We start from the raw sequence: 19,241 nt of genomic DNA, 5'->3' as shown, positions 1-19,241 counted from the left end.
GGGCCGAGCGGAGCGGGGGGGGGAAAGGAAGCTCAGACCGGCCGCGGGTCCGCCACGCCATCCTTCAGGAGCTTGGCCGCCTCGTAGACGCGGGCCCCTCGGTCCTCGGTGACGTCCAGCCCGGCCAGGACACCGGGCACGGCGATTCCGGCCAGCAGGACGCGGTAGAGGGCGACCACGCGCTCGTTGAGGTCCGCCCGCCCCGACATCGCGTGCGACATCAGCTGCGTCCCGGCGAACGCCCCGACGAACACCTCGGAGAGCTCGCGGGGATCGATGTGGGGCTGAAGCTCTCCCGCCGCCTTCGCCTGTTCGAGCAGGCGCAGACTCTCCTCGGTCCAGTCCTGGAACGGCACGCTGCGATCCAGTTGGTCGTGTCCGACCCGTTCCAGGGTGAGGCGGACACCACCGCGCAGCACCGGATCCCGCACCAGGAGGTGGGCGAGCAGCAACCCCCTGTCGACGGCTTCCTGCAGTTTCAGCCGCTGCGGCGGAACGGCCGGGACCCGGGCGTTCTCGTGCAGCACCTCGCGCGCGAGCTGTTCCTTGGACGTGAAGTGAAAGTACAGCGCGCCCTTGGTGACCCCGGCCCGCCGCAGGATCTCCGACATGGTCGCGGCCTCGTACCCGTAGTCGTCGAAGAGCTGCGCTGCGGCCGTCAGGATCGCGCGTCGGGTTCGCAGCGCCCGCTCCTGTTGCACCAAGGTAGATCTCCTCTGCGGAAGACCCCCGTCTTCAACAAACAAACCGTCAAGTTCGTATGGTAACAGCCGCGCCCCCGGGGGTGACGGTGCCTGGGCGACCGCGTCGACCGGTCGGCTCACATCGCCCGGCCGTTGCGCACGCCGCCGCTGTGTTCGAGTCCGTCGGCAAAGGTGAGCCACCGCTCCCCGCAGCGCCGGGCGGCACGGGCGATGTCGGCATGCCGGTGTTCGGGCACGGCGCTCATCAGCCAACGCCACTTCTCATCGTCGAGCACGTTGCTCGACAGGAGTTGCAGAAGCGTCCTGCCCGCCTCGGAGAAGCGCAGGGAGGGATCCTTGCGCAGATTGGAGAACCGGTCCACGTCGGAGACTCCGGCGCTCTCCAGCCGGGCCCGGCCGCCGCGCTCCGCCGTGTCCGTCTCCACGCGCCCGCGCACGGTGCGCCGGTCGCGGAGGACGGCGTCCTTCGCGACCTCGCGCAGCTTCGGCGGGACGGGGTCCTTGCCGTTGCGGACGCGCAGCCGGACGTCCCGCGCGGTCGCCAGGGCGATGCCCGCCTCGTGGGCGATCTCACGCAGCGAGGCGTTCGGACGCTCGGCGATGATCTGCCCCGCGCGCTGCCGGCCGACTGCGCTGTTGACCGGACGGGTCCGGCCGTCGCGTCCGGTGCGCACGTTCAATTGGTCGCCTTGGCCGGTTGAACGCTTGCGCAGCGTGGCGACCGTGGTCGGAGCGAGCCCGGTCACCTCCGCGATGCGCCGGTCCGACCAGCCGGCGTGGCTGCCGATGATGCGCTCGGCAGCCGCTCTGCGGTCTCTGCGCGACAGCGGCATGCCGTGTTCGGCGTTGAGCTGGACGGCCAGGACGAAGGCGTCCTCGCTCGAACCCTCCACATACCGGACCTCGATGTGGTCCTCGCCGCGCTGTATGGCCGCCCGGAGACGGTGCAGGCCGTCGATGAGCCGCATGCTCGGGCGGTGGACCACCACGGGTGGCAGTGGTTTCTCCGTCTGCGCCAGCAGGTCGACGTGTTCCGCGTCCTCCCCCGCGACGCGCGGCGTGTCCGAGGTGATCAGGGCTGCGACGGGCACCAGTTCCGTCAGGGGCAGGCGCGTGGCACCAGACGCTGGTGATGCGGGCTGGGCTGCTGCCGTCAACACGTCGAGCATGAACGCCTCCTGGGGCATCTCCAGTTCCGGGGTCACGCATGACGATACCCATAAAGAAACCGACCGCCCTGTTTATACTAGCCGGGCTCCAGCGACACTGGAGCGGAACTCGTCCGCCCGCCCTTATGGCCTGGTCACGAGGCTTCTGTGACGCGGAACCCGCCCATCGGCGCACCACCCGCGGACACGCCCGGCCCGTCCCGTAAGGCCGGGTGCTGCTCGACCAGATCGCTCAACGGCGTGCGGGGGTTGGCCGCCAGCCACTGCGCGACGACGCGCAGCGGCAGCGGAAGCCCTCCGCACAGGGCCACCAGCCGCCCGGCGGCCGGACTCAGCTCCTCCTGCCGCCGTCCGCTGAGCAGCGCCAGCAGACGTGTTCCCTCCGCCGGGGTCAGCGGCCCGACGACGTCCAGGTGCGCGCCCTCGTGTGCCGCGAGCTCGCCGAGATATCGCCGGCTCGTCGCGAGAACACCGGAGGGGCCTCGCGGGATGAGCGGCCGCACCTGTTCGGCGCTGTGCGCGTCATCCAGCACCACGAGCATCCGCCGGCCTCGCAGCAGACTGTGGTAGAGGGCCGTCCGGGCTGCCCGGTCCGGCGGCACCCGTGCGCCGTCCACGCCCAGACCGCCCAGGAGCTGCTCCAGGGCATGCCCGGCGCTCACCGGACCGCGCTCCGGGTCGCCGCTGCCCAGATCGACGTACAACTGGCCGTCGGGGAAGCGGTCGATGAGGCGGTGTGCCAGCTGGAGTACGAGCGCGGTCTTGCCGACGCCCGCCGTGCCGCCGACCACGACGACGGGCGTCGCCGGACCACCGCGGGCGCTCTCGCCCCGCATGGCCTCCTCCAACCGGGCGAGTTCCTTGGTCCGGCCCACGAAGCCGGGGGCCAGGGGCGGCAGCCGGGCCGGTGCGGGCGTGCCCGGCAGCGGGCCGCTTCGGTACGCCGGGAGCGGGGCTTCGGTGCCGTCGCCGGGGGCGAGGAGTTCCGGGTGGCCGGTCAGGATACGTTCGTGGAGCGTGCGCAGGTCAACGCCGGGTTCTATGCCGAGCTCCCGGACCAGCAGGTCGCGGGTCTCCTCGTACATCCACAGCGCGTGTGCCCGACGGCCGCTGCGGTAGAGCGCGAGGATCAGCAGCCAGCGCAGCTTCTCGCGCAGCGGTTCCTCGGACACCGCCCCCGGGAGCTCGGTGACCAGTTCGGCGTGGTGGCCTGCCGCCAGCATGTCGGCGGCCCACTCCTCCACCACCGTCAGCCGGAGGTCCCGCAGCCGGTCGCGCTCCATCGCGGCGAAGGGGCCGGGGACCCCGAACAGCGCCTCGCCGTGCCAGTACGAAAGAGCCTGCCCGTACAGCCGCAGCGTGGCACTGACGTCGCCCTGTCCCCGCGATCTGCGGGCGGCCTCCAGAGTCCGGTGGAAGAGAGTGACGTCCACGTCGGCGGGGTCCACCCGCAGGCAGTACCCGCCGGACTCGGAGGTGAGCACCGCGCCGGAGGACCGTCCGGTCCGGCCGGGCTCGAGCGCTCGGCGCAGCCCGGCCACGTAGGTGTGCACACCGTTCACCGCCGTGCGCGGGACATCGCTGCCCCACACGGCGTCCACGATGTTCTCCACGCCCATGACGTCGCCCGGCCGGCTCGCCAGCAGACTGAGTACCGCCCGCTGCTTGGGCGGGCCGAGCGGCGTCTCCGCTCCGTCGCGCCAGACGCGCACCGGTCCGAGGAGCTGGATGCGCAAGACCGCTCCCGTGGTCGCCATGGATCACCACCTTCTGAGGTCCTGGTCCCCCGCTCGCGGACCGGTCGCAGGAGCCGGTCCGTGCTGACGCGGAGTGGGCGCGAGCGGGCCGGGGGCTGGTCACCCGCGGGCGCCGCCGGGAACGAGAAGCCACCGCGCGGGAGTGCACCGCCGCGGTCGTCGTGGCAGAGGCCGCCGCCGGTGCCCGGCGCCCGGCGAAGCCGGCACGGCACTGAGCCGCCCCGCGCGTGGCCGGCGGTGACCCTGCCGGTGCGTCGATGGGCTCTCCTTGCGGATGAGGTGGCCTGAGCGCATGCGAGTCCGTGCCAATCGTGGGCGCGTAGCAGAGGGCCGGGCAGCCGTGCGAGTCAATTCGCCGAGGCGTCACGAATGCGGGAGAAGACGCCAAGGGGCGCGTACCCCTTGCAGACCGCGTGCAGCGGTCCGGCGGCACGGGCCAGCCGCCGCGCCGCACATTTCAGCGAAGTGCGCACCATTAGATACACACTCACCACGGCTTCTCCAGTCCCGTCGCCGCAATCGCCGGTACGCGGGCGTTCAACTGCTCCATATCGAATGGTTGAACGGCCGCGGACGACCAGTTGAAACGCATACGGAGTTGTCAGCCTTTCCCGAACCGTGTTCCCTTCCGGGGAGACGGTGTCGGCCAACGCTCACCGGCGTCAGATCCAGCGCGAGTCCCGCGCGATGCGCAGTGCGTCAATTCGATTGCGTGCCCCCAGCTTTGTCACCATGGAAGAGAGGTAGTTGCGCACGGTGCCCTGCGAGAGATGCATCCGGGCCGCTATCTCGGGGACCGTGTCGCCCCGGGCCACATGCTCGAGCACGGAGAACTCGCGCGCGCTGAGCGGGCAGTCGCTGTTGCTCAGCGCCGCCACGGTCAGCTCCGCGTCGAAGACCCGCTCGCCCTGGTGCACGCGGTGGATGGCCTCCACGAACTGCCGTGGTGACACGCTGCGTTCCACGATTCCGGCGATGCCGGCGGCGAAGGCCTGACGCACGACCGACCGCGTCACCGCGGTGGCCAGAAGCATGCTGCGGCAGCCCAGTTGCGCGATTTTCTCGGCGATGGAGATCGCTTCGCTGTCCTCACCCTCGAAGCTGATGACCGCCACATCAGGCCGATACGTCTCGGCGGACTGCAACGCGGCATAGTTGCTTTCCACGGGGCCGACGACGCGGACTTCTTCGTGCCGGTCGAGCAGTGCGGCCAGCGCGAAGCCGGACAGATGCAGGTCATCAGAGACCAGGACATCGATTCCCATGCAAGCCCCCTGAGTAGTTCCTCGGACAACTCGTCATTGTGGGCAGCGTGACTGGGTGAACTCTGTATGCCGTCTATAGAGGCGACTGGATTTTCGCTCCAGGACGTGTGACCACACCTGCCGGGAGACCCGCGTTCGCAGTACGGGGCCGGGCCGTCCACAGGCGACGGCACACGAAAGCGGCCCCTGCGCGAACGGGTCGGGGAAAACCCGCTTCGCAGAGGCCGCTGCCGCCATGCGCATGGAACGAGTACCGGACGGGTACCGCTCGCGAGCCGTCACCTCACGGCTTCTGTTCTCCGTTGCCGGTGGCCCGGTCGGGGCGGGGCAGGACCAGGACCACGATGAGGACGGCACAGACGAGGAGACCGGCACCGGCGAGCATGCCGAGCGCGTACCCGTCGGTGAGGCTGCCGGGCGTGACCGTCTTCCCGGTGCGGTCGTTGGCGGCGGTTCCGAGAGCGGCCAGCCCGAGTGCGGCCCCGATCTGACGGGTGCTGTTGAGCACGCCGGAGGCGGCACCCGCCTCGTGCGGTGCGACTCCCCCGGTGGCGATGGAGACGGCCGGCGCGAGGCAGAACCCGATGCCGATGCTGGCGACCACCGACGGGCCGAGGGCATCGACGAGGTACGAGCCGTCGGGGCGGATCAGGCCGAACCAGGCGAAGCCGAGCGCGGCCAGCGTACCGCCGGTGATCAGGACGGACCGCGGGGAGTACTTGTATCCCAGTTTGACGGCGAGGGTGGAGCCGGCGATGACACCCAGCGTGAACGGCAGGAACTCCACTCCCGTACGGGCGGGGCTGCTGTCGAGCACCCGCTGGAGGTAGAGGGAGACGAAGTACAGGAGGGAGGCCATGGCGCCGCCGAACAGGAGCGCGAAGAGGTTGGCGCCCGCGACCGAGCGGTTGGCCAGCAGGCCGAGGCGGATCAGCGGGTCGCGCTTGGTGGTCCGTTCGACCTGGACGAACGCGGCCAGCAGAACAAGGGCGATCGCCAGGGTGGCAAGGGTGGTCGTCGAGGTCCACGGGTGCTGTTCGGTGCGCACCACACCGAACACGAGCAGGGCAGCACCCGCCGTGGCCAGCACGGCACCCAGCACATCCGGACGGCCCCGTCGGTTGGGGGGACCGTCCGCGGCGATGCCGCGCCAGGCCAGGGCCAACGCCACCGCGGCCATCGGCAGGTTGATGTACATCACCCACTGCCAGCCCGCGTACTGGGTGAGCAGGCCACCGGCCAGGACGCCGACGGCGCCCCCGGCGGCGTTCACCCCGCTCCAGATGCCGAAGGCCTTCACCCGTTCCCTGCCGCCGGGGAAGGTCGAGGCGAGCAGGGCCAGCGCGGCCGGTGCCAGTGCGGCGGCGCCGACGCCCTGTGCGGCACGGGCGGCCACCAGTTGCCCCGGGCCCTGCGCGAGGCCGCCGACGAGCGAGGCGAGGCCGAACAGGCCGAGCCCGGACAGCATCACGCGCTTGTGCCCGTACCGGTCTGCGATCTTGCCGCCCAGCAGGAGCAGGCCGCCGAAGGTGAGGGCATAGGCGTGGATCACCCACGTCAGGCCCACCTCGCTGAAGCCGAGCCCGCTGCCGATCCGGGGAAGTCCGACGTTCACCACCGTCAGATCCAGCGACACCATGAACTGCACGACAGAGACCGCGGCGAGTGTGGTCCCCGGCCGGGCGCCGCTCGCGACGACTGTCTTCTCACTCGTTAATTGCGTGCTTGCCACCGCACCCAGCCCCTCTGCGTCTGTCGACCGGTTGAATTTCCGGACAGTGCTCAGAAATTAGCAGCGAGGGTGACGGGGTGTCGACCGCACCGGTCGTCCGGGGGGTGCCGCGGCGGGGCATGATGGGGTGATGCCCCGATCGAACACACCGCGCCGGCCGGTGGGACGACCCCCCGTGACCTCCCGTAAGCAGATCCTGGCCGCGGCCCGCGGGCTCATCGACCAGCACGGCTGGGAGAAGCTCACGATCCGTCGGCTCGCGGCGGAGATGGGCCTCGGGTCGACGACCCTGTACACGCACGTGCCGGGCAAGGAGGACCTGCTGTTCCTGCTGATCCACGAGTACGCGGAGCAGATTCCGCATCCCGAACTGCCGAGCGACCCGCGGGAGCGGATCATCACGGCCGCCGTCGCGATCCACGACGGCCTGGCTGCGTGGCCCTGGGCGGCGGAGGTGCTCACCACCGACGGGTTCATCGCCCGGCTCGGCGACTCGTTCCTGTCACTGGTCGAGACGATCCTGACCGGAGTCGTCGACGCCGGCCGCACCCCGGACGACTCCGTACGCATCTTCCGCAGCATCTGGTACTACACGGTCGGCGAGATCCTCGTGCGCACCCACACCCGCCACCGCGAGATGGACGAACGGGACCCCACCCGCCTCAACGCCTACTTCGGCAATACGGACGGCCCCCTCCGGCTCCCGCACCTGGCCGCCATCGCCGACCGGTGGGGAATGCTGGCCGGACAGGACACCTACGCCCAGGGGCTCCGCGCGTTCGTTGACGGCCTGCTCGCCCAGGCCCCGCCGACAGCGGGAGCGCCGGATCCGGAGTCGGCCTGACCGTTCAACTGGCCCGCACGGGCAGTCGAACGGCCGCTTCCAGCTGCCGCGATCGTGACGAACCGCGTGCGCTGAAACTCTCAAATGCCACCCGCACACGCCTGCGTGCATTTTGCACAGCGTTTTATGAATATCTCAGGCATTCGTATTCGTCATTCATTTTTGCGCGCCCGCCCCACCTACGAGATATATCATCCGAATCCCCGTCAGGACTGGGGCATTGATGACCCGGTGGAGGAGGCAGAATGGGCACCATGCGGGATGCGATCGACGACCTGCATCGACGCCGTGAAGCCATTGACGCACGTACGGTCCGGATGGCCGAGAAGCAGCATTCAAAGGGCAGGATGACCGCCCAGGAACGTATAGATGTTCTGCTGGACCCCGGTTCCTTCGTCGAGATCGACCGGTTCGCGCGCCCCGAGTCCGCAGCCGACACGGACGGTGAGTACGGCGACGGTGTCATCACCGGTTACGGGGAGATCGACGGCCGCACCGTCTGCGTCTTCAGTCAGGACGCCAGCTACAAGGGCGGATCGCTCGGCAAGGTGCACGGCCGCCGGATCCTCAAGATCATGGAACTGGCGATGAAGACCGGACGGCCGCTCATCGGCATCAACGACGGGGGCGGCGCCCGCATCCAGGAGGGTGTGGAGTCCCAGGCGATGTACGGGGAGATCTTCCAGCGCAATGTGCAGGCGTCGGGCCTGATCCCGCAGATCTCACTGATCATGGGGTACTGCGCGGGCGGCGCCTCGTACTCCCCCGCGCTCACCGACTTCGTGATCATGGTCGACCAGACCTCGCACATGTTCATCACGGGCCCCGATGTGGTGAAGACGGTTACCGGCGAGGACGTCGGCTTCGAGGACCTCGGCGGCGGCAGGACTCACAGCACGAAGTCGGGGAACGTGCACTACCTGGGCACCGACGAAGAGGACGCCATCTCCTACGTCAGAGTGCTGCTTTCGCATCTGCCGGACAACAACGCCGGTGAGGCCCCGGTCTTCGACGCCATGGACTGGGCGGGCAGACCGCTGGTCGACCGCGCTCCGCAGGACCTGGAGAAGAAGCTCAACTCGCTCATCCCGGACTCCCCGACCGAGCCGTACGACATGCACGAGGCGATCGAGGGTGTGGTTGACGACGGCGAGTTCCTGGAGGTCCAGGAACTGTTCGCGCGCAACATCCTCACGGGCTTCGCCCGCGTCGAGGGCCGCAGCGTCGGCGTCGTCGCGAACCAGCCGCTGCACTTCGCCGGCTGCCTCGACATCGACGCCGCCGAGAAGGCGGCGCGGTTCGTGCGGACCTGCAACGCGTTCAATGTGCCGATCCTGACCTTCGTGGACGTGCCCGGCTTCCTGCCCGGCACCACCCAGGAGTGGAGCGGGATCATCCGGCGCGGAGCGAAGCTCATCTACGCCTACGCCGAGGCGACGGTCCCCATGGTCACCGTGATCACGCGCAAGGCCTATGGCGCCGGGTATGACGTGCTGGGCTCCAAGCATCTCGGCGCCGACGTCAACCTGGCCTGGCCCAGCGCGGAGATCGCGATCATGGGGGCGCAGGGCGCGACGAGCATCGTGCACCGCCGCCGGCTGGCGCAGGTGCGCGAAGAGGGCGGAGACATCGAGGCGGTCAGGGCGGAACTGGAACGGGAGTACCAGGACCGCTACTGCACGCCGTACGTGGCGGCCGAGCTCGGCTACATCGACGGGGTCATCACTCCGTCGGACACGCGCACCCACGTCGCCGGAGCCCTGCGAGCGCTGCGCAACGAAGCGGCCCCCGCGCCGCGGGCGCACCGGGGCAACATCCCGCTGTGATTCTGCCCGTAAAGAACGTCCAAGGCTTGGTGAAGACCCGTCGAACTAATGCGGCCGGCCGTCGCTTCACGACTGTGCACTATTGAGTGCACAGTCGTGAGAATTTAATATGCGGACCATCTGGGCGGCGCTGGTAGCGTGAACTTCATTCCGGCGGAGGAATTTTATCCGCGGGCACCGAACTCGGAGGAAGTGAAGAATGACCGCTCCTGTCTACATCACGTCGGCAGCCGCCTGGATTCCGCCCGCCGAATCGGCCAGAGAAGCAGTGGCTGAAGGCAAGTACGCTGCCGAGGATTTCGAAGTAAACAAAATGGTCTGTCTGCCGGTCGTCGCGGACGACACCTCGGTCCCCGACATGGCGACCTATGCGGCCCGGCGTGCGCTCGACCGTGCCGCGCACGTGGTCGGCGGCCGGCTCGACGCGCTCGTGCACGCGTCCGTCTACCACCAGGGCCGCGACTACTGCTGGACCTCCGGCCCGTACATCCAGCGCGAGCTGGGCGTCACCGGCGCCTTCGCGGTGAACGTGCAGCAGTTGTCGAACGGCGGCATGGTCGCGATGGACCTGGCCGTGTCCCAGCTCCAGGCGGGCCGCGGCACGAGCGCCATGGTCACCACGTCGGACCGGTTCTGCCTGCCCGGCATGGACCGGTGGCGGGGCGCGTACGGCATCGTCGTCGGCGACGGAGCCACGGCCATGGTGCTCTCCACCGCCGGTGGCTTCGCCCGCGTGCACGCCATCGCGTCGTACACCGACGCCTCGCTGGAGCCGCTGCACCGGGGCAACCACCCCTTCACCACCGCCCCGCAGCCCAAGGTCGACGATCTGCGCGCGCCCAAGAAGTCCTACCTGGCCAAGGTCGGCAAGGAGTCGGTGATGCAGCGTGCCGAGGTGGCGCTGCAGGACATCGTCCGCTCGGTGCTGGACAAGTCCGGGCACAAGCTGGACGACTTCGCCAAGATCCTGATGCCCAACATGGGCCACGGCCTGATGACCGCTCAGTTCCTGGAGCCGCTGGGCATCACGGCCGACCGCTCGCTGATGGACTGGGGCCGCTACACAGGGCACCTCGGCGCGGGCGATCTGCTGGCGGGAGTGGCACGCATCGTGGAGAAGAAGCACGTCCGCGAGGGCGACCTGGTGCTTCTGGTCAGTGCCGGCGGCGGCTACTCACTGACCGTGGCGGTGCTGGAGATCGAGTCGGTTCCGGAGTGGCCCGAGGCCACCACGGACTTCGCCCTGCCCGCTGACGTCACGGAATGAGTTCGCCCATGTCTGCGCCCTCAGCACCTGTCTCGATACTCGGCACCGGCTCCTACGTCCCGAACCGTGTGGTGTCCAACACCGAGGTCGGCGCGCCCGCCGGGGTCGACGACGCCTGGATCGTACGCAAGACCGCCATCCGCGAGCGCCGCTGGGCCGAACCGGGGCAGGCGACCTCCGACCTCGCCACCGGCGCCGCGCGCCAGGCCCTCGAAGCGGCGGGGATCACGGCGGATCAGCTGTCCACCATCGTGGTCGCCACCTCGACCCCGGACCACAAGCAGCCGGCCACCGCGGTGTTCGTGCACCAGAACCTGGGCGGGGCCACGCCCGGCGTCTCGGTGTTCGATGTGAACGCGGTCTGCGCCGGCTTCACCTTCGCCCTCGACGTGGCCCACGGGATCATCGCCAAGTCCGGCGGCTACGGGCTGGTCATCGGTGCGGATCTGTACTCGCAGATTCTGGACCCGGTGGACAAGAAGACCGTGATCCTCTTCGGCGACGGCGCCGGTGCCGCGGTCATCGGCGCGGGCGACACCGGCCACAGGATCCGCACGACGGTGTTCCACATGTACAGCGACATGTCCGGCCTCGTCGTCGTCCCGGCGGGCGGCAGCAGGCTGCCCCACGACTCGCAGACGCACGCCGCCGGCCTCCAGTACTTCTCGATGGAGGGGCGCACCATCCGGGACTTCATCATCAACACGGTGCCCGGACTCGTGAAGCAGTTCCTGCACGACTGCGAGGTGCTGCCCACCGACATCGCCCACGTCGTCCCCCACCAGGCCAACGGGGTCATGCTCGACGACCTGTGGTCAAAGCTCGATCTGCCGGGCGCCACGCTGCACCGCACGGTGGGCGAGTTCGGCAACGTCGGCTCCGCCTCGGTCCCGCTCACTCTCGACCAGGCGGCCCGCTCCGGGGAGCTGCGCCCGGGCGACCGGGTGCTGATGCTCGGCATGGGCGGCGGGTTCGCCGTCTCCCTGACGCTGATCGACTGGTGACCGCGGAGTCGCCGGATAGGAGACGGTCATGGAATACCGACGGCTCGGAGCCTCCGGTCTGCACGTCCCGGTCCTGAGTCTGGGCGCGGCCACGTTCGGCGGTCGCGGCAGCCTGTTCAGCGCCTGGGGCAACACGGACGAACAGCAGGCGCGGAGCATGGTCGACATCTGCCTGGACGCCGGTGTGTCGATGTTCGACACCGCGGACGTCTACTCGGAGGGGAAGTCGGAGGAACTGCTCGGCGCGGCGATCGCCGGGCGCCGGGACCGGGTGCTGCTGTCCACCAAGACGGGCACTCCCACCGGTTCCGGGCCCGGCGAGATGGGCACGGGCCGGTCCCGGCTGATCAAGGCGGTCGAGGGGTCGCTGCGCCGTCTGCGCGTCGAGCACATCGACCTGTTCCAGCTGCATGTCTTCGACTCCGGCACCCCGGTCGAGGAGACGCTCGCGGCCCTGGACGACCTGGTCCGCTCGGGCAAGATCCGCTATGTGGGCGCATCGAACTTCGCGGGCTGGCAGCTCATGAAGTCCCTGGCCGCCGCCGACCGGCACGGCTTCTCCCGGTACGTCGCCCACCAGGTCTACTACTCACTCGCCGGCCGTGACTACGAGTGGGAGCTCATGCCGCTCGCACACGACCAGGGTGTCGGCGCGGTGATCTGGAGCCCGCTGGGCTGGGGGCGTCTGACCGGAAAGATCCGCCGTGGGCAGCCACTGCCGGAGGCGAGCCGTCTGCACCGTACGGCCGCGGCCGCGCCGCCGATCGACGACGAACGGCTCTACGACCTGGTCGACGTGCTCGAGGACATCGCCGCCGAGACGGACCGGACCGTGCCTCAAGTGGCGCTGAACTGGCTCCTGACCCGGCCGACCGTGGCAACGGTCATCATCGGTGCGCGCGACGAGAGGCAGTTGCGGGACAACCTGGGTGCGGTCGGCTGGCAATTGGACGCCGAGCAGTTGTCCCGGCTCGACAAGGTCAGCTCAGTCACCGCGCCGTACCCGTATCACATGTACAGCCGGCTACGTGGATTCAAGCCGTTGAGTCCTTCGCTGGTGTGACGCAAGGAGAGCTCCTTGGCCATGGACCGTTTCGTCCGCGCCCTGATCAAATGGCGGGCCGGCGGCCGACCCGAACCGGCGCGCACGCTCCCCGTGGCGCAGTTGCGCGATCGCTACGCCGCGCAGGCGGCTCATGCGCGCGGCGGAGACGCGCGGGATGCGGACATCGAGACGAAGGACCACCTGCTCGACGTCGTCGACGGCGAGTTCGGTGTCCGGACATATCTGCCGCCCGCCGACCGGGGACGTCTGGTGACATATCTGCACGGGGGCGGCTGGATGGTCGGTGATGTCGACACGCACGATCCGGTCTGCCGCCGTATCGCCCATGACCTCGGTGCGGTCGTCGTCTCCGTCGACTACCGGCGGGCGCCGGAGCACCCGCACCCCGGTCCGCTGCGGGACGGCATCGCCGCCTCCGAGTGGGCGGACCGCGCCTTTCCCGGCCGTCAGCACGTGATCGCCGGGGACAGCGCGGGCGGAGCCCTGGCCATCGGGATCGCGATGCACCACCGTGACCACGGCGGCATCGGGTTCGCCGCGCAGCTACTGGTGTATCCGCCGGCCGACCCGTACCTTCGGTCGGAGTCCGCCCGAAGGTACGGCACGGGGTACCTCTCCGACGTCGACGATCTGCGCTGGTACTACGACCAGTACGTACCGGACCCGGCACACCGCACGGACCCGGAGATCAACCTGCTGGGCGCCGATCACCGCGGGCTCCCGCCCACGGTGATCGGCACGGCCGAGTTCGACCCGCTGCACGACGAGGGCGTCGAGCTCGCGGTGCGTCTGGCCGCCCACGGCGTCCAGGTGCACCACGTGCCCGCTTCGGGTCTGGTGCACGGATACCTGCTCATGGCCGACATCGTCCCGGCCGCCGCGGTGGCGACGAGGAACGTGCTGGCGGCGGTGGAACAGATGCTGGCCCCGGTGCCCATGGCGCAGTAGTCCCGACGACCTCGCCCCGCCCGAAATTCCCGCATGCCTGAGGAGATCCGACCCGTGACCAGCACCGGACCGAATACGACCGTGGACGTGCGCACCTTGGCGGACGCCCTGCGGCTGCGCGGCGAGAAGCAGCCAGACCAGACCGCTTACGTCTTTTTGCGCAACGGCGAGGTCCCCGACGAAACGCTCACCTACGGCGGTCTCCACAGCGCCGCCCGCGCGCGGGCGGCCACGTTCGCCGCCGAGGGGCTGCCGGGACGCAGCGCCGTACTGCTCTACCCCGCCGGCCTGGAGTTCGTCCGCACCCTGCTGGGGTGCATGTACGCGCGCGTGGCCAGCGCGCCGGTACAAGTGCCGCGGCGCCGCGAGGAGGTCGAGCGGCTGCGCCGGATCGCCGACGACGCCGGGACCTCGACCGTCCTGACCACTGCGGAGGTGGCGGGTGAGGTACGCGATCGCTTCGGTGACATGCCGGAGCTGAGCGGGCTGACGTTCGTCGCCACCGACACGCTGCGCCACGACCCGGACGCCGTCGCGCCGGCCCTTCCACGCCCCGAGGACATCGCACTGCTGCAGTACACCTCCGGCTCGACCGGCGACCCCAAGGGCGTCATGGTCAGCCACGCCAACTTCCTCGCCAATGTGGTCGAGACCGACGAACTGTGGCCGTGCGCCCCGGGCGGCACCGTCGTCAACTGGCTGCCGCTCTTCCATGACATGGGCATGCTCTTCGGGGTCGTCATGCCGCTGTGGGCGGGCATCCCCTCGTACCTGATGGCCCCGGAGGCCTTCATCCGCCGCCCGGCACGGTGGCTTGAGGCCATCGCCCGCTTCGGCGGCACACACGCCGCCGCGCCCAGCTTCGCCTACGAGTTGTGCGTACGGGCCGCGGCTGAGGGCAGAACCGAGGCCGTCGGCGACCTCTCGCGGTGGCGCGTGGCGGCGAACGGCGCCGAACCGGTGCGCTGGAGCACCATCAGCGCGTTCACCGACGCCTTCGCGCCGCATGGCTTCGATCCGCGCGCCATGTGCCCCGGGTACGGCCTGGCGGAGAACACCCTGAAGGCCACCGGCTCGCGCCAGGACCGGGAACCCACCGTGCTGTGGCTGTCCGCCGAGGCCCTGCGCAACGGCACCGCGCAGCCCGTCGGCGACCGCGCCGCCGCCGTCCCCCTCGTCGGCAGCGGAAGCACCGTCGGCCGCACCCGGGTGCACGTCGTCGACCCCACCACACACCGTCTCCTGGCCGACGGACAGATCGGCGAGATCTGGATCGATGGCCCCTGCGTGGCCCAGGGTTACCACGGTCGCGCCGAGGCGAGCGAGGAGTCCTTCCAGGCCCGGGTCGCGGGCCCCGAGCCGTCCGGCACACCCCGGTTGCGCACCGGGGACCTCGGGTTCCTGCGCGACGGCGAGCTGTTCGTGACCGGGCGCCTGAAGGACGTCATCATCCGCAAGGGCCGCAACCACTACCCGCAGGACATCGAGCTCTCCGCCGAGCTGGCCCTGCCGGGCGCACACCCGAACTGCGCCGCCGCCTTCTCCACCGAGGACGGTGAGCGCGAGCGGCTCGTGGTGGTGGTCGAGGCCGACGGCCGGCTCCTGAACTCGCTGGGCGCCGAGGAGATGAGCCGCCGGGTGCACGAGGCGGTACGGGAGCGGAACCGGATCGTCCCGGACGACGTGCTCGTCGTCCGGCGCGGAAGCGTGCCCAAGACCTCCAGCGGCAAGGTACAGCGCCGGGCATGCAAGCGGCGCTACGAGAGCGGTGACCTGCCCGTGGTGGGCGTGCCCGCGGCGACGGCGGCCGGAGTGTGAGAGCCGGTCATCCGGAGTGGGGAACGGGTCGGACACCCGGCGAGCGATGTGCCCGCGGTCGCCGGTGCCGTAGCGGGTGAGCTCACCGCCGGCCCGCCTGCCCCGGTCGAAGGCGTCGGCCAACCGGTCGGGCTCCTCCTCGACGAGCCGTTCCGGTGTCGTACGTGGCATGACCGGCCGTCAGCGGCCCGTCTCCCCGGCACAGCGCGGAGCGCGGCAGGCCCCTTGACGAGGCGCTGGATCACCCCTTGGGGACGGGGCCGGCTGTCATGGTGCGGTGTCCCCGCCTGCGCCGTGCCGGGCCTCACGGTGGACGGCGTGCGCGTCGGCCACGATCCGCGCCGCGACATCCCTGCGGGTGGCGGTTCCGGGCATGCGGCGCAACCACGTAGCTCAGCAGGCCGTCGATCTCCATGGCGGCGAGGTGCCGGGCAAGACGTATCGCTGTCCCTTCCACCCGGAAGGGGCCGGTCCCGGTCACCGGAGCCGTTCTCGCGTGCGGCATGGTCACACCCCGGACCGGCACGAGATGTCCGCCGCGTTATCCGCACCGTCCGCACGGCGGGAGTAGCGGGAGAGCACCGCCTGGGCGTCCTCGCTCCTGAGCGCCGACAGAAGCTCGGACACCTGCTGCCTGCCGCGTACGACCTGGAGGGGGCGGCACCGATGGGTGATCAGGACGGATCCGTCATGGAGCTGCTGGTAACCGAGGTAGCGGTCAGTACCCATGGTTCTCCGATCAGGGAAGCGTCGGGTCCGGCACCCGGTGCGGGACCGAAGCGAGCACGGGGCGTACGACCAGGTCCATGACGGCTCCGGCGAGGACGGTCAGTCCGGCTGCGGCGCCCACCTGCTACCGTTCAGCGCCGCCTCGGCAACGATTCCGCTGGAACTCCGCAAAGAAGTCGAGCTGCCTCGACCCTAGACGCGGCGGGAGGCGTCGAGGAAGAGCGTTTTCACACATCCGGTCATGCGTTTCGCAGGTCCCCTTCGCAGGTCCGTTCCGCCTGTCCGGGCCTCACGAACCGTCGAGCCCGCCACCGCCACGGCGCCGGAAGGCACGGCCGGTGGTGGTGCCCGCGGCCACACGGTTGTGTCCGAAGCGGTCCTCGCCGCTCACCAGGACCGTCCCATACCGTTCGAGACTCGCTCTGCCGCCGTACTCCTCGACCTCCGAGGCGCCGGGGTAGACCTGCACGCACGTGGGGACGTAGCGCGCCGAGAAGCCCATGCGCATGCGTCTGGTGCGGCCGGAGTGCGGGTGCGAGGCGTGCAGCAGACGCGACGAGAAGACGACGAACTGCCCGGCCCGCATCTCCACGGACACGGCTTTCGACTCGTCCGGCTGCCAGTCGGGGTCGATCTGGAGTTCGCGGTAGTCGTAGCCGAAGAATCCGCGCCGGACGCCGTTCTTCACCACGGAGATGTTCCGGTCCGGGTCGTAGCGCATCCGTTTGGTCTCGTCGTAGTACATGGTGCGGTGTGTGCCCGGGATGAACTGCAGGCCGCCCATGTCGGCGGTGGCGTCACTGAACGCGCACCACACGGTGACGGAGCCGCCGGGCCCGGAGCCCCGCGGCCACTGGATCTGGGGCCGGCCGCACGCGTTGGCGAAGGTGACGGCCTGGTGCCAGTCCGTGCCCTCGTTCCCCGGGTATTTGGGAAAGAAGTCCGAGCGCCAGCACAGCACGTCCGGGCCGAGCACGGAGACGACCCGGTCCACGATGCGCGGCTGGGTGATGTGCTCGGCGAGAAAGGCGTTGTCGAGGTGCCGGTCGTAGTTGGACAGGTTCGCCGCCCCCGAACCATCGCCTTCGTCCCGGTACACCGCGCCGCTGCGGTCCGCGAGTGCCTGACGGGCCCGCGCCCACTTTCGCTCGATCTCGTCGGGCTCGTAGAGCGTGAAGGGGCCCACATAGCCGTTGCGGTGGAACTCCGCCAACTCATCGGCCATGAGCCGGAAGCCGTGCTGTTGAGCGGACATGTCTCTCCTCGGTGATGGCTCGGGACGTTGCCGGGGCCCCTCCACATGGCCCCGGCCGGACCACGGACGTCGCTCGCGGGTTCACATGGCCGGGGCTATCGGGGAAAAGCATCCGGCTGCCGCAGCTCGCCGATGAGTTCGTCGACGCGTTGCCTGGTGAGGTGGCGCATCGCGTAGAGGTGGACATAGGCGCGCGTCGCGCCGTCGACGTGCACGGTCTCACCGGAGAGGGAATAGCGGCGGACGATGTCGGCTCGCGGCTGGCGAAACCGTATGGACAGGGACTGCGGACTGCGTGCCACCCACAGATCCCGGCCCACCCGCGCCTGGAGCGCGAGCAGCCGCTCATGCGTGTAGGCGGCGAGGCCGTCGCACTCGGCCGCGAGCCGGACCAGGTCGTCGTAGGAGTGACGGGCCAGGTAATCCCACATCAGGAGCGATGAGAAGCCGTTGCGGGAGCCTGCGAAGGTGGTGTCGGCGGCGCCGATGTACTCCGCTGACCCGGGCGGGGCCATCTGCAGTCCGGTACGGGTCATGAACACTCCGCACGCCCACGGCGTTCCCATCCACTTGTGGCCGCTCATGGTCAGCGAGTGCACGTCGGGGAGCCGGAAGTCGAAGGCCGGTGGTGCCTGCCCCACCATGCCGACATCCCTGGCCATCTCCAGGTAGGGCGCGTACCCGGCGCCGAGGGCCCCGTCGACGTGCAGCCAGAATCCCGACCGTTCGTCGTGGCCGCTGTCCCCGCCGGGGCCGCGGTGGACCCGCCGCTTGTCGAGGCCGTACTCGGCACAGATGCCCCGCACGGTTCGGGCGACCGCCTCGACGTCGTCGTAGGCGCCCTTGAACGTGGAACCGTAGTTGAGGCTCACCAGGATCGGATGGCCGCGCCGTGCGAAGAAGCGGACCAGGACGGCGAGCTGTTCGACATCGATGGCGCCGTGCTCGGTGGAGGGCACCTCCCGTGGCCAGGGCGTGCCCGGCGCGAGGGGGTTCTCATCCGGGTAGCGCGCGGAACCCAGGGCGTGGAAGGTGTCGATGTCCAGCGCCCGTACCGCCTTGGTCAGCGAGTAGTGGGTGTCCTCGGAGAAGAACGCCACCGGGTGGAAGGCGTGCGGTCCCGCGCCGCGCGGCGGCGCCTGCTCGGCGGCCTCCCGGCCCTGGGGGGTGCGGGTGCGCAGGGGCCTGCCCGACAGATAGTCCCGTGCGTTCCACAGGCCGTACAGGTTCCCTTCGCTGGAGCCCATGGTCAGGACGTATCCCCAGTACGACTCGGGGTCCTTCGGGTCGTGCGGCCACTTGGCGTGCCACAGCGAGGCGAAGTAGTCGAGCACAGCCCGCTCCAGCACCTTGGAGTTGAGCGTGTAGGAGCTGGACTGGTAGGGGTCCCCGACGTTGTTGAGATGCCGGTTGAGGTAGTGCCCGAGGCGCCCCTCGTAGTCGAGCGCGCTGGTGACCTGGTAGCCGGCGAAGTTGCGCGTCTGGGTGTCGATGTGGTCGCGGAACAGTGCCTCGGCTTCGGTGTACTGCTCGGGGTCCAGTCCGGTGGGTGGCAACTGCACCTTGTGGTGCGGCACTTCGGGAACGCCGATGTAGGCCACCCGGGGGTCGGAGGACGGCGGGGTGCCGTAGGGCCGGCCGCCGACGACCCGCAGGCCACTGAAGGTCTTCTGCCACGGAGTGTCTTCGGGACCGAAGGGTATGTCCCGTTGCGTTTCGGCTTCACGATCCATGGGGGCTGGTCCTTTCACTGCGCGGGCCCCGGAGCGGTCCGGAGTCACGGCGCGGCTTGGGAGAAGCTGCCGGAAGGGCCCCCGGCCGGGGCGGTGGGCGCCGGGGGGCGSGCAGTGAAAGGAC

15 protein-coding genes are annotated in these 19,241 nt (G+C 70.0%); 7 read left to right on the top strand and 8 right to left on the bottom strand.

Going from position 1 to position 19,241, the window contains the following annotated elements:
• Positions 1–32: 32 nt before the first annotated feature.
• The 5 genes from AB8Z36_RS01145 to AB8Z36_RS01125 all read right to left on the bottom strand — a co-directional run bounded on the left by AB8Z36_RS01145 (position 33) and on the right by AB8Z36_RS01125 (position 6,627).
• Complete coding sequence (locus tag AB8Z36_RS01145; RefSeq protein WP_369211263.1) at positions 33–701, bottom strand: ScbR family autoregulator-binding transcription factor; 669 nt, start codon at positions 699–701, stop codon at positions 33–35.
• Between the two features lie 119 nt (positions 702–820).
• Entirely contained in the window at positions 821–1,909 is a 1,089-nt protein-coding gene (locus AB8Z36_RS01140; protein WP_369211262.1) for a ParB/RepB/Spo0J family partition protein, read from the bottom strand.
• 98 nt (positions 1,910–2,007) lie between these two features.
• Entirely contained in the window at positions 2,008–3,630 is a 1,623-nt protein-coding gene (locus tag AB8Z36_RS01135; RefSeq protein ID WP_369211261.1) for a BTAD domain-containing putative transcriptional regulator, read from the bottom strand.
• A gap of 662 nt (positions 3,631–4,292) precedes the next feature.
• The gene (locus AB8Z36_RS01130; protein WP_369211260.1) at positions 4,293–4,895 is read right to left on the bottom strand and encodes a response regulator transcription factor; all 603 of its coding nucleotides are present in this window, start codon (positions 4,893–4,895) and stop codon (positions 4,293–4,295) included.
• Positions 4,896–5,178: 283 nt separating this feature from the next.
• A complete protein-coding gene (locus tag AB8Z36_RS01125) occupies positions 5,179–6,627 on the bottom strand; it encodes an MFS transporter (RefSeq protein ID WP_369211259.1) in 1,449 nt (482 codons plus the stop codon).
• Positions 6,628–6,802: 175 nt separating this feature from the next.
• Between AB8Z36_RS01125 and AB8Z36_RS01120 the strand changes: the two genes are divergently transcribed.
• The 7 genes from AB8Z36_RS01120 to AB8Z36_RS01090 all read left to right on the top strand — a co-directional run bounded on the left by AB8Z36_RS01120 (position 6,803) and on the right by AB8Z36_RS01090 (position 15,400).
• Positions 6,803–7,471: a TetR/AcrR family transcriptional regulator gene (locus AB8Z36_RS01120; RefSeq protein ID WP_369211258.1), complete on the top strand. Its 669-nt coding sequence runs from the start codon at positions 6,803–6,805 to the stop codon at positions 7,469–7,471.
• Between the two features lie 245 nt (positions 7,472–7,716).
• The gene (locus AB8Z36_RS01115) at positions 7,717–9,297 is read left to right on the top strand and encodes an acyl-CoA carboxylase subunit beta (protein ID WP_369211257.1); all 1,581 of its coding nucleotides are present in this window, start codon (positions 7,717–7,719) and stop codon (positions 9,295–9,297) included.
• A gap of 199 nt (positions 9,298–9,496) precedes the next feature.
• A complete protein-coding gene (locus AB8Z36_RS01110; protein ID WP_369211256.1) occupies positions 9,497–10,564 on the top strand; it encodes a ketoacyl-ACP synthase III family protein in 1,068 nt (355 codons plus the stop codon).
• 8 nt (positions 10,565–10,572) lie between these two features.
• Positions 10,573–11,568, top strand: a complete 996-nt coding sequence (locus AB8Z36_RS01105; RefSeq protein WP_369211255.1) for a 3-oxoacyl-ACP synthase III family protein — start codon at positions 10,573–10,575, stop codon at positions 11,566–11,568.
• A gap of 28 nt (positions 11,569–11,596) precedes the next feature.
• The gene (locus AB8Z36_RS01100; protein WP_369211254.1) at positions 11,597–12,631 is read left to right on the top strand and encodes an aldo/keto reductase; all 1,035 of its coding nucleotides are present in this window, start codon (positions 11,597–11,599) and stop codon (positions 12,629–12,631) included.
• Between the two features lie 21 nt (positions 12,632–12,652).
• On the top strand, positions 12,653–13,582 hold the full coding sequence (locus AB8Z36_RS01095) for an alpha/beta hydrolase (RefSeq protein WP_369211253.1): 930 nt from the start codon (positions 12,653–12,655) through the stop codon (positions 13,580–13,582).
• 54 nt (positions 13,583–13,636) lie between these two features.
• Positions 13,637–15,400 (top strand): fatty acyl-AMP ligase, encoded by a 1,764-nt coding sequence (locus AB8Z36_RS01090; RefSeq protein ID WP_369211252.1) that lies wholly within the window; start codon positions 13,637–13,639, stop codon positions 15,398–15,400.
• Between the two features lie 507 nt (positions 15,401–15,907).
• Here AB8Z36_RS01090 and AB8Z36_RS01085 read toward each other — a convergent pair.
• The 3 genes from AB8Z36_RS01085 to AB8Z36_RS01075 all read right to left on the bottom strand — a co-directional run bounded on the left by AB8Z36_RS01085 (position 15,908) and on the right by AB8Z36_RS01075 (position 19,117).
• Complete coding sequence (locus AB8Z36_RS01085; RefSeq protein WP_369211251.1) at positions 15,908–16,129, bottom strand: hypothetical protein; 222 nt, start codon at positions 16,127–16,129, stop codon at positions 15,908–15,910.
• A 289-nt stretch (positions 16,130–16,418) separates the two neighbouring features.
• Positions 16,419–17,384 (bottom strand): chlorinating enzyme, encoded by a 966-nt coding sequence (locus AB8Z36_RS01080; protein ID WP_369211250.1) that lies wholly within the window; start codon positions 17,382–17,384, stop codon positions 16,419–16,421.
• Between the two features lie 95 nt (positions 17,385–17,479).
• Positions 17,480–19,117: a pyridoxal-dependent decarboxylase gene (locus AB8Z36_RS01075; protein ID WP_369211249.1), complete on the bottom strand. Its 1,638-nt coding sequence runs from the start codon at positions 19,115–19,117 to the stop codon at positions 17,480–17,482.
• Between the last annotated feature and the right edge of the window lie 124 nt (positions 19,118–19,241).

This window comes from Streptomyces flavofungini (assembly GCF_041028215.1).
Lineage (GTDB): Bacteria > Actinomycetota > Actinomycetes > Streptomycetales > Streptomycetaceae > Streptomyces > Streptomyces flavofungini_B.
The sequence above is the reverse complement of the archived record's forward strand: the minus strand, read 5'-3'. Positions and strand labels throughout refer to the sequence as shown.

Coding starts and splice junctions, on each gene's coding strand:
- AB8Z36_RS01105 (WP_369211255.1), top strand. CDS start 10,573: ATGTCTGCGCCCTCAGCACCTGTCTCGATACTCGGCACCGGCTCCTAC.
- AB8Z36_RS01135 (WP_369211261.1), bottom strand. CDS start 3,630: ATGGCGACCACGGGAGCGGTCTTGCGCATCCAGCTCCTCGGACCGGTG.
- AB8Z36_RS01095 (WP_369211253.1), top strand. CDS start 12,653: ATGGACCGTTTCGTCCGCGCCCTGATCAAATGGCGGGCCGGCGGCCGA.
- AB8Z36_RS01110 (WP_369211256.1), top strand. CDS start 9,497: ATGACCGCTCCTGTCTACATCACGTCGGCAGCCGCCTGGATTCCGCCC.
- AB8Z36_RS01080 (WP_369211250.1), bottom strand. CDS start 17,384: ATGTCCGCTCAACAGCACGGCTTCCGGCTCATGGCCGATGAGTTGGCG.
- AB8Z36_RS01130 (WP_369211260.1), bottom strand. CDS start 4,895: ATGGGAATCGATGTCCTGGTCTCTGATGACCTGCATCTGTCCGGCTTC.
- AB8Z36_RS01075 (WP_369211249.1), bottom strand. CDS start 19,117: ATGGATCGTGAAGCCGAAACGCAACGGGACATACCCTTCGGTCCCGAA.
- AB8Z36_RS01115 (WP_369211257.1), top strand. CDS start 7,717: ATGGGCACCATGCGGGATGCGATCGACGACCTGCATCGACGCCGTGAA.
- AB8Z36_RS01100 (WP_369211254.1), top strand. CDS start 11,597: ATGGAATACCGACGGCTCGGAGCCTCCGGTCTGCACGTCCCGGTCCTG.
- AB8Z36_RS01085 (WP_369211251.1), bottom strand. CDS start 16,129: ATGGGTACTGACCGCTACCTCGGTTACCAGCAGCTCCATGACGGATCC.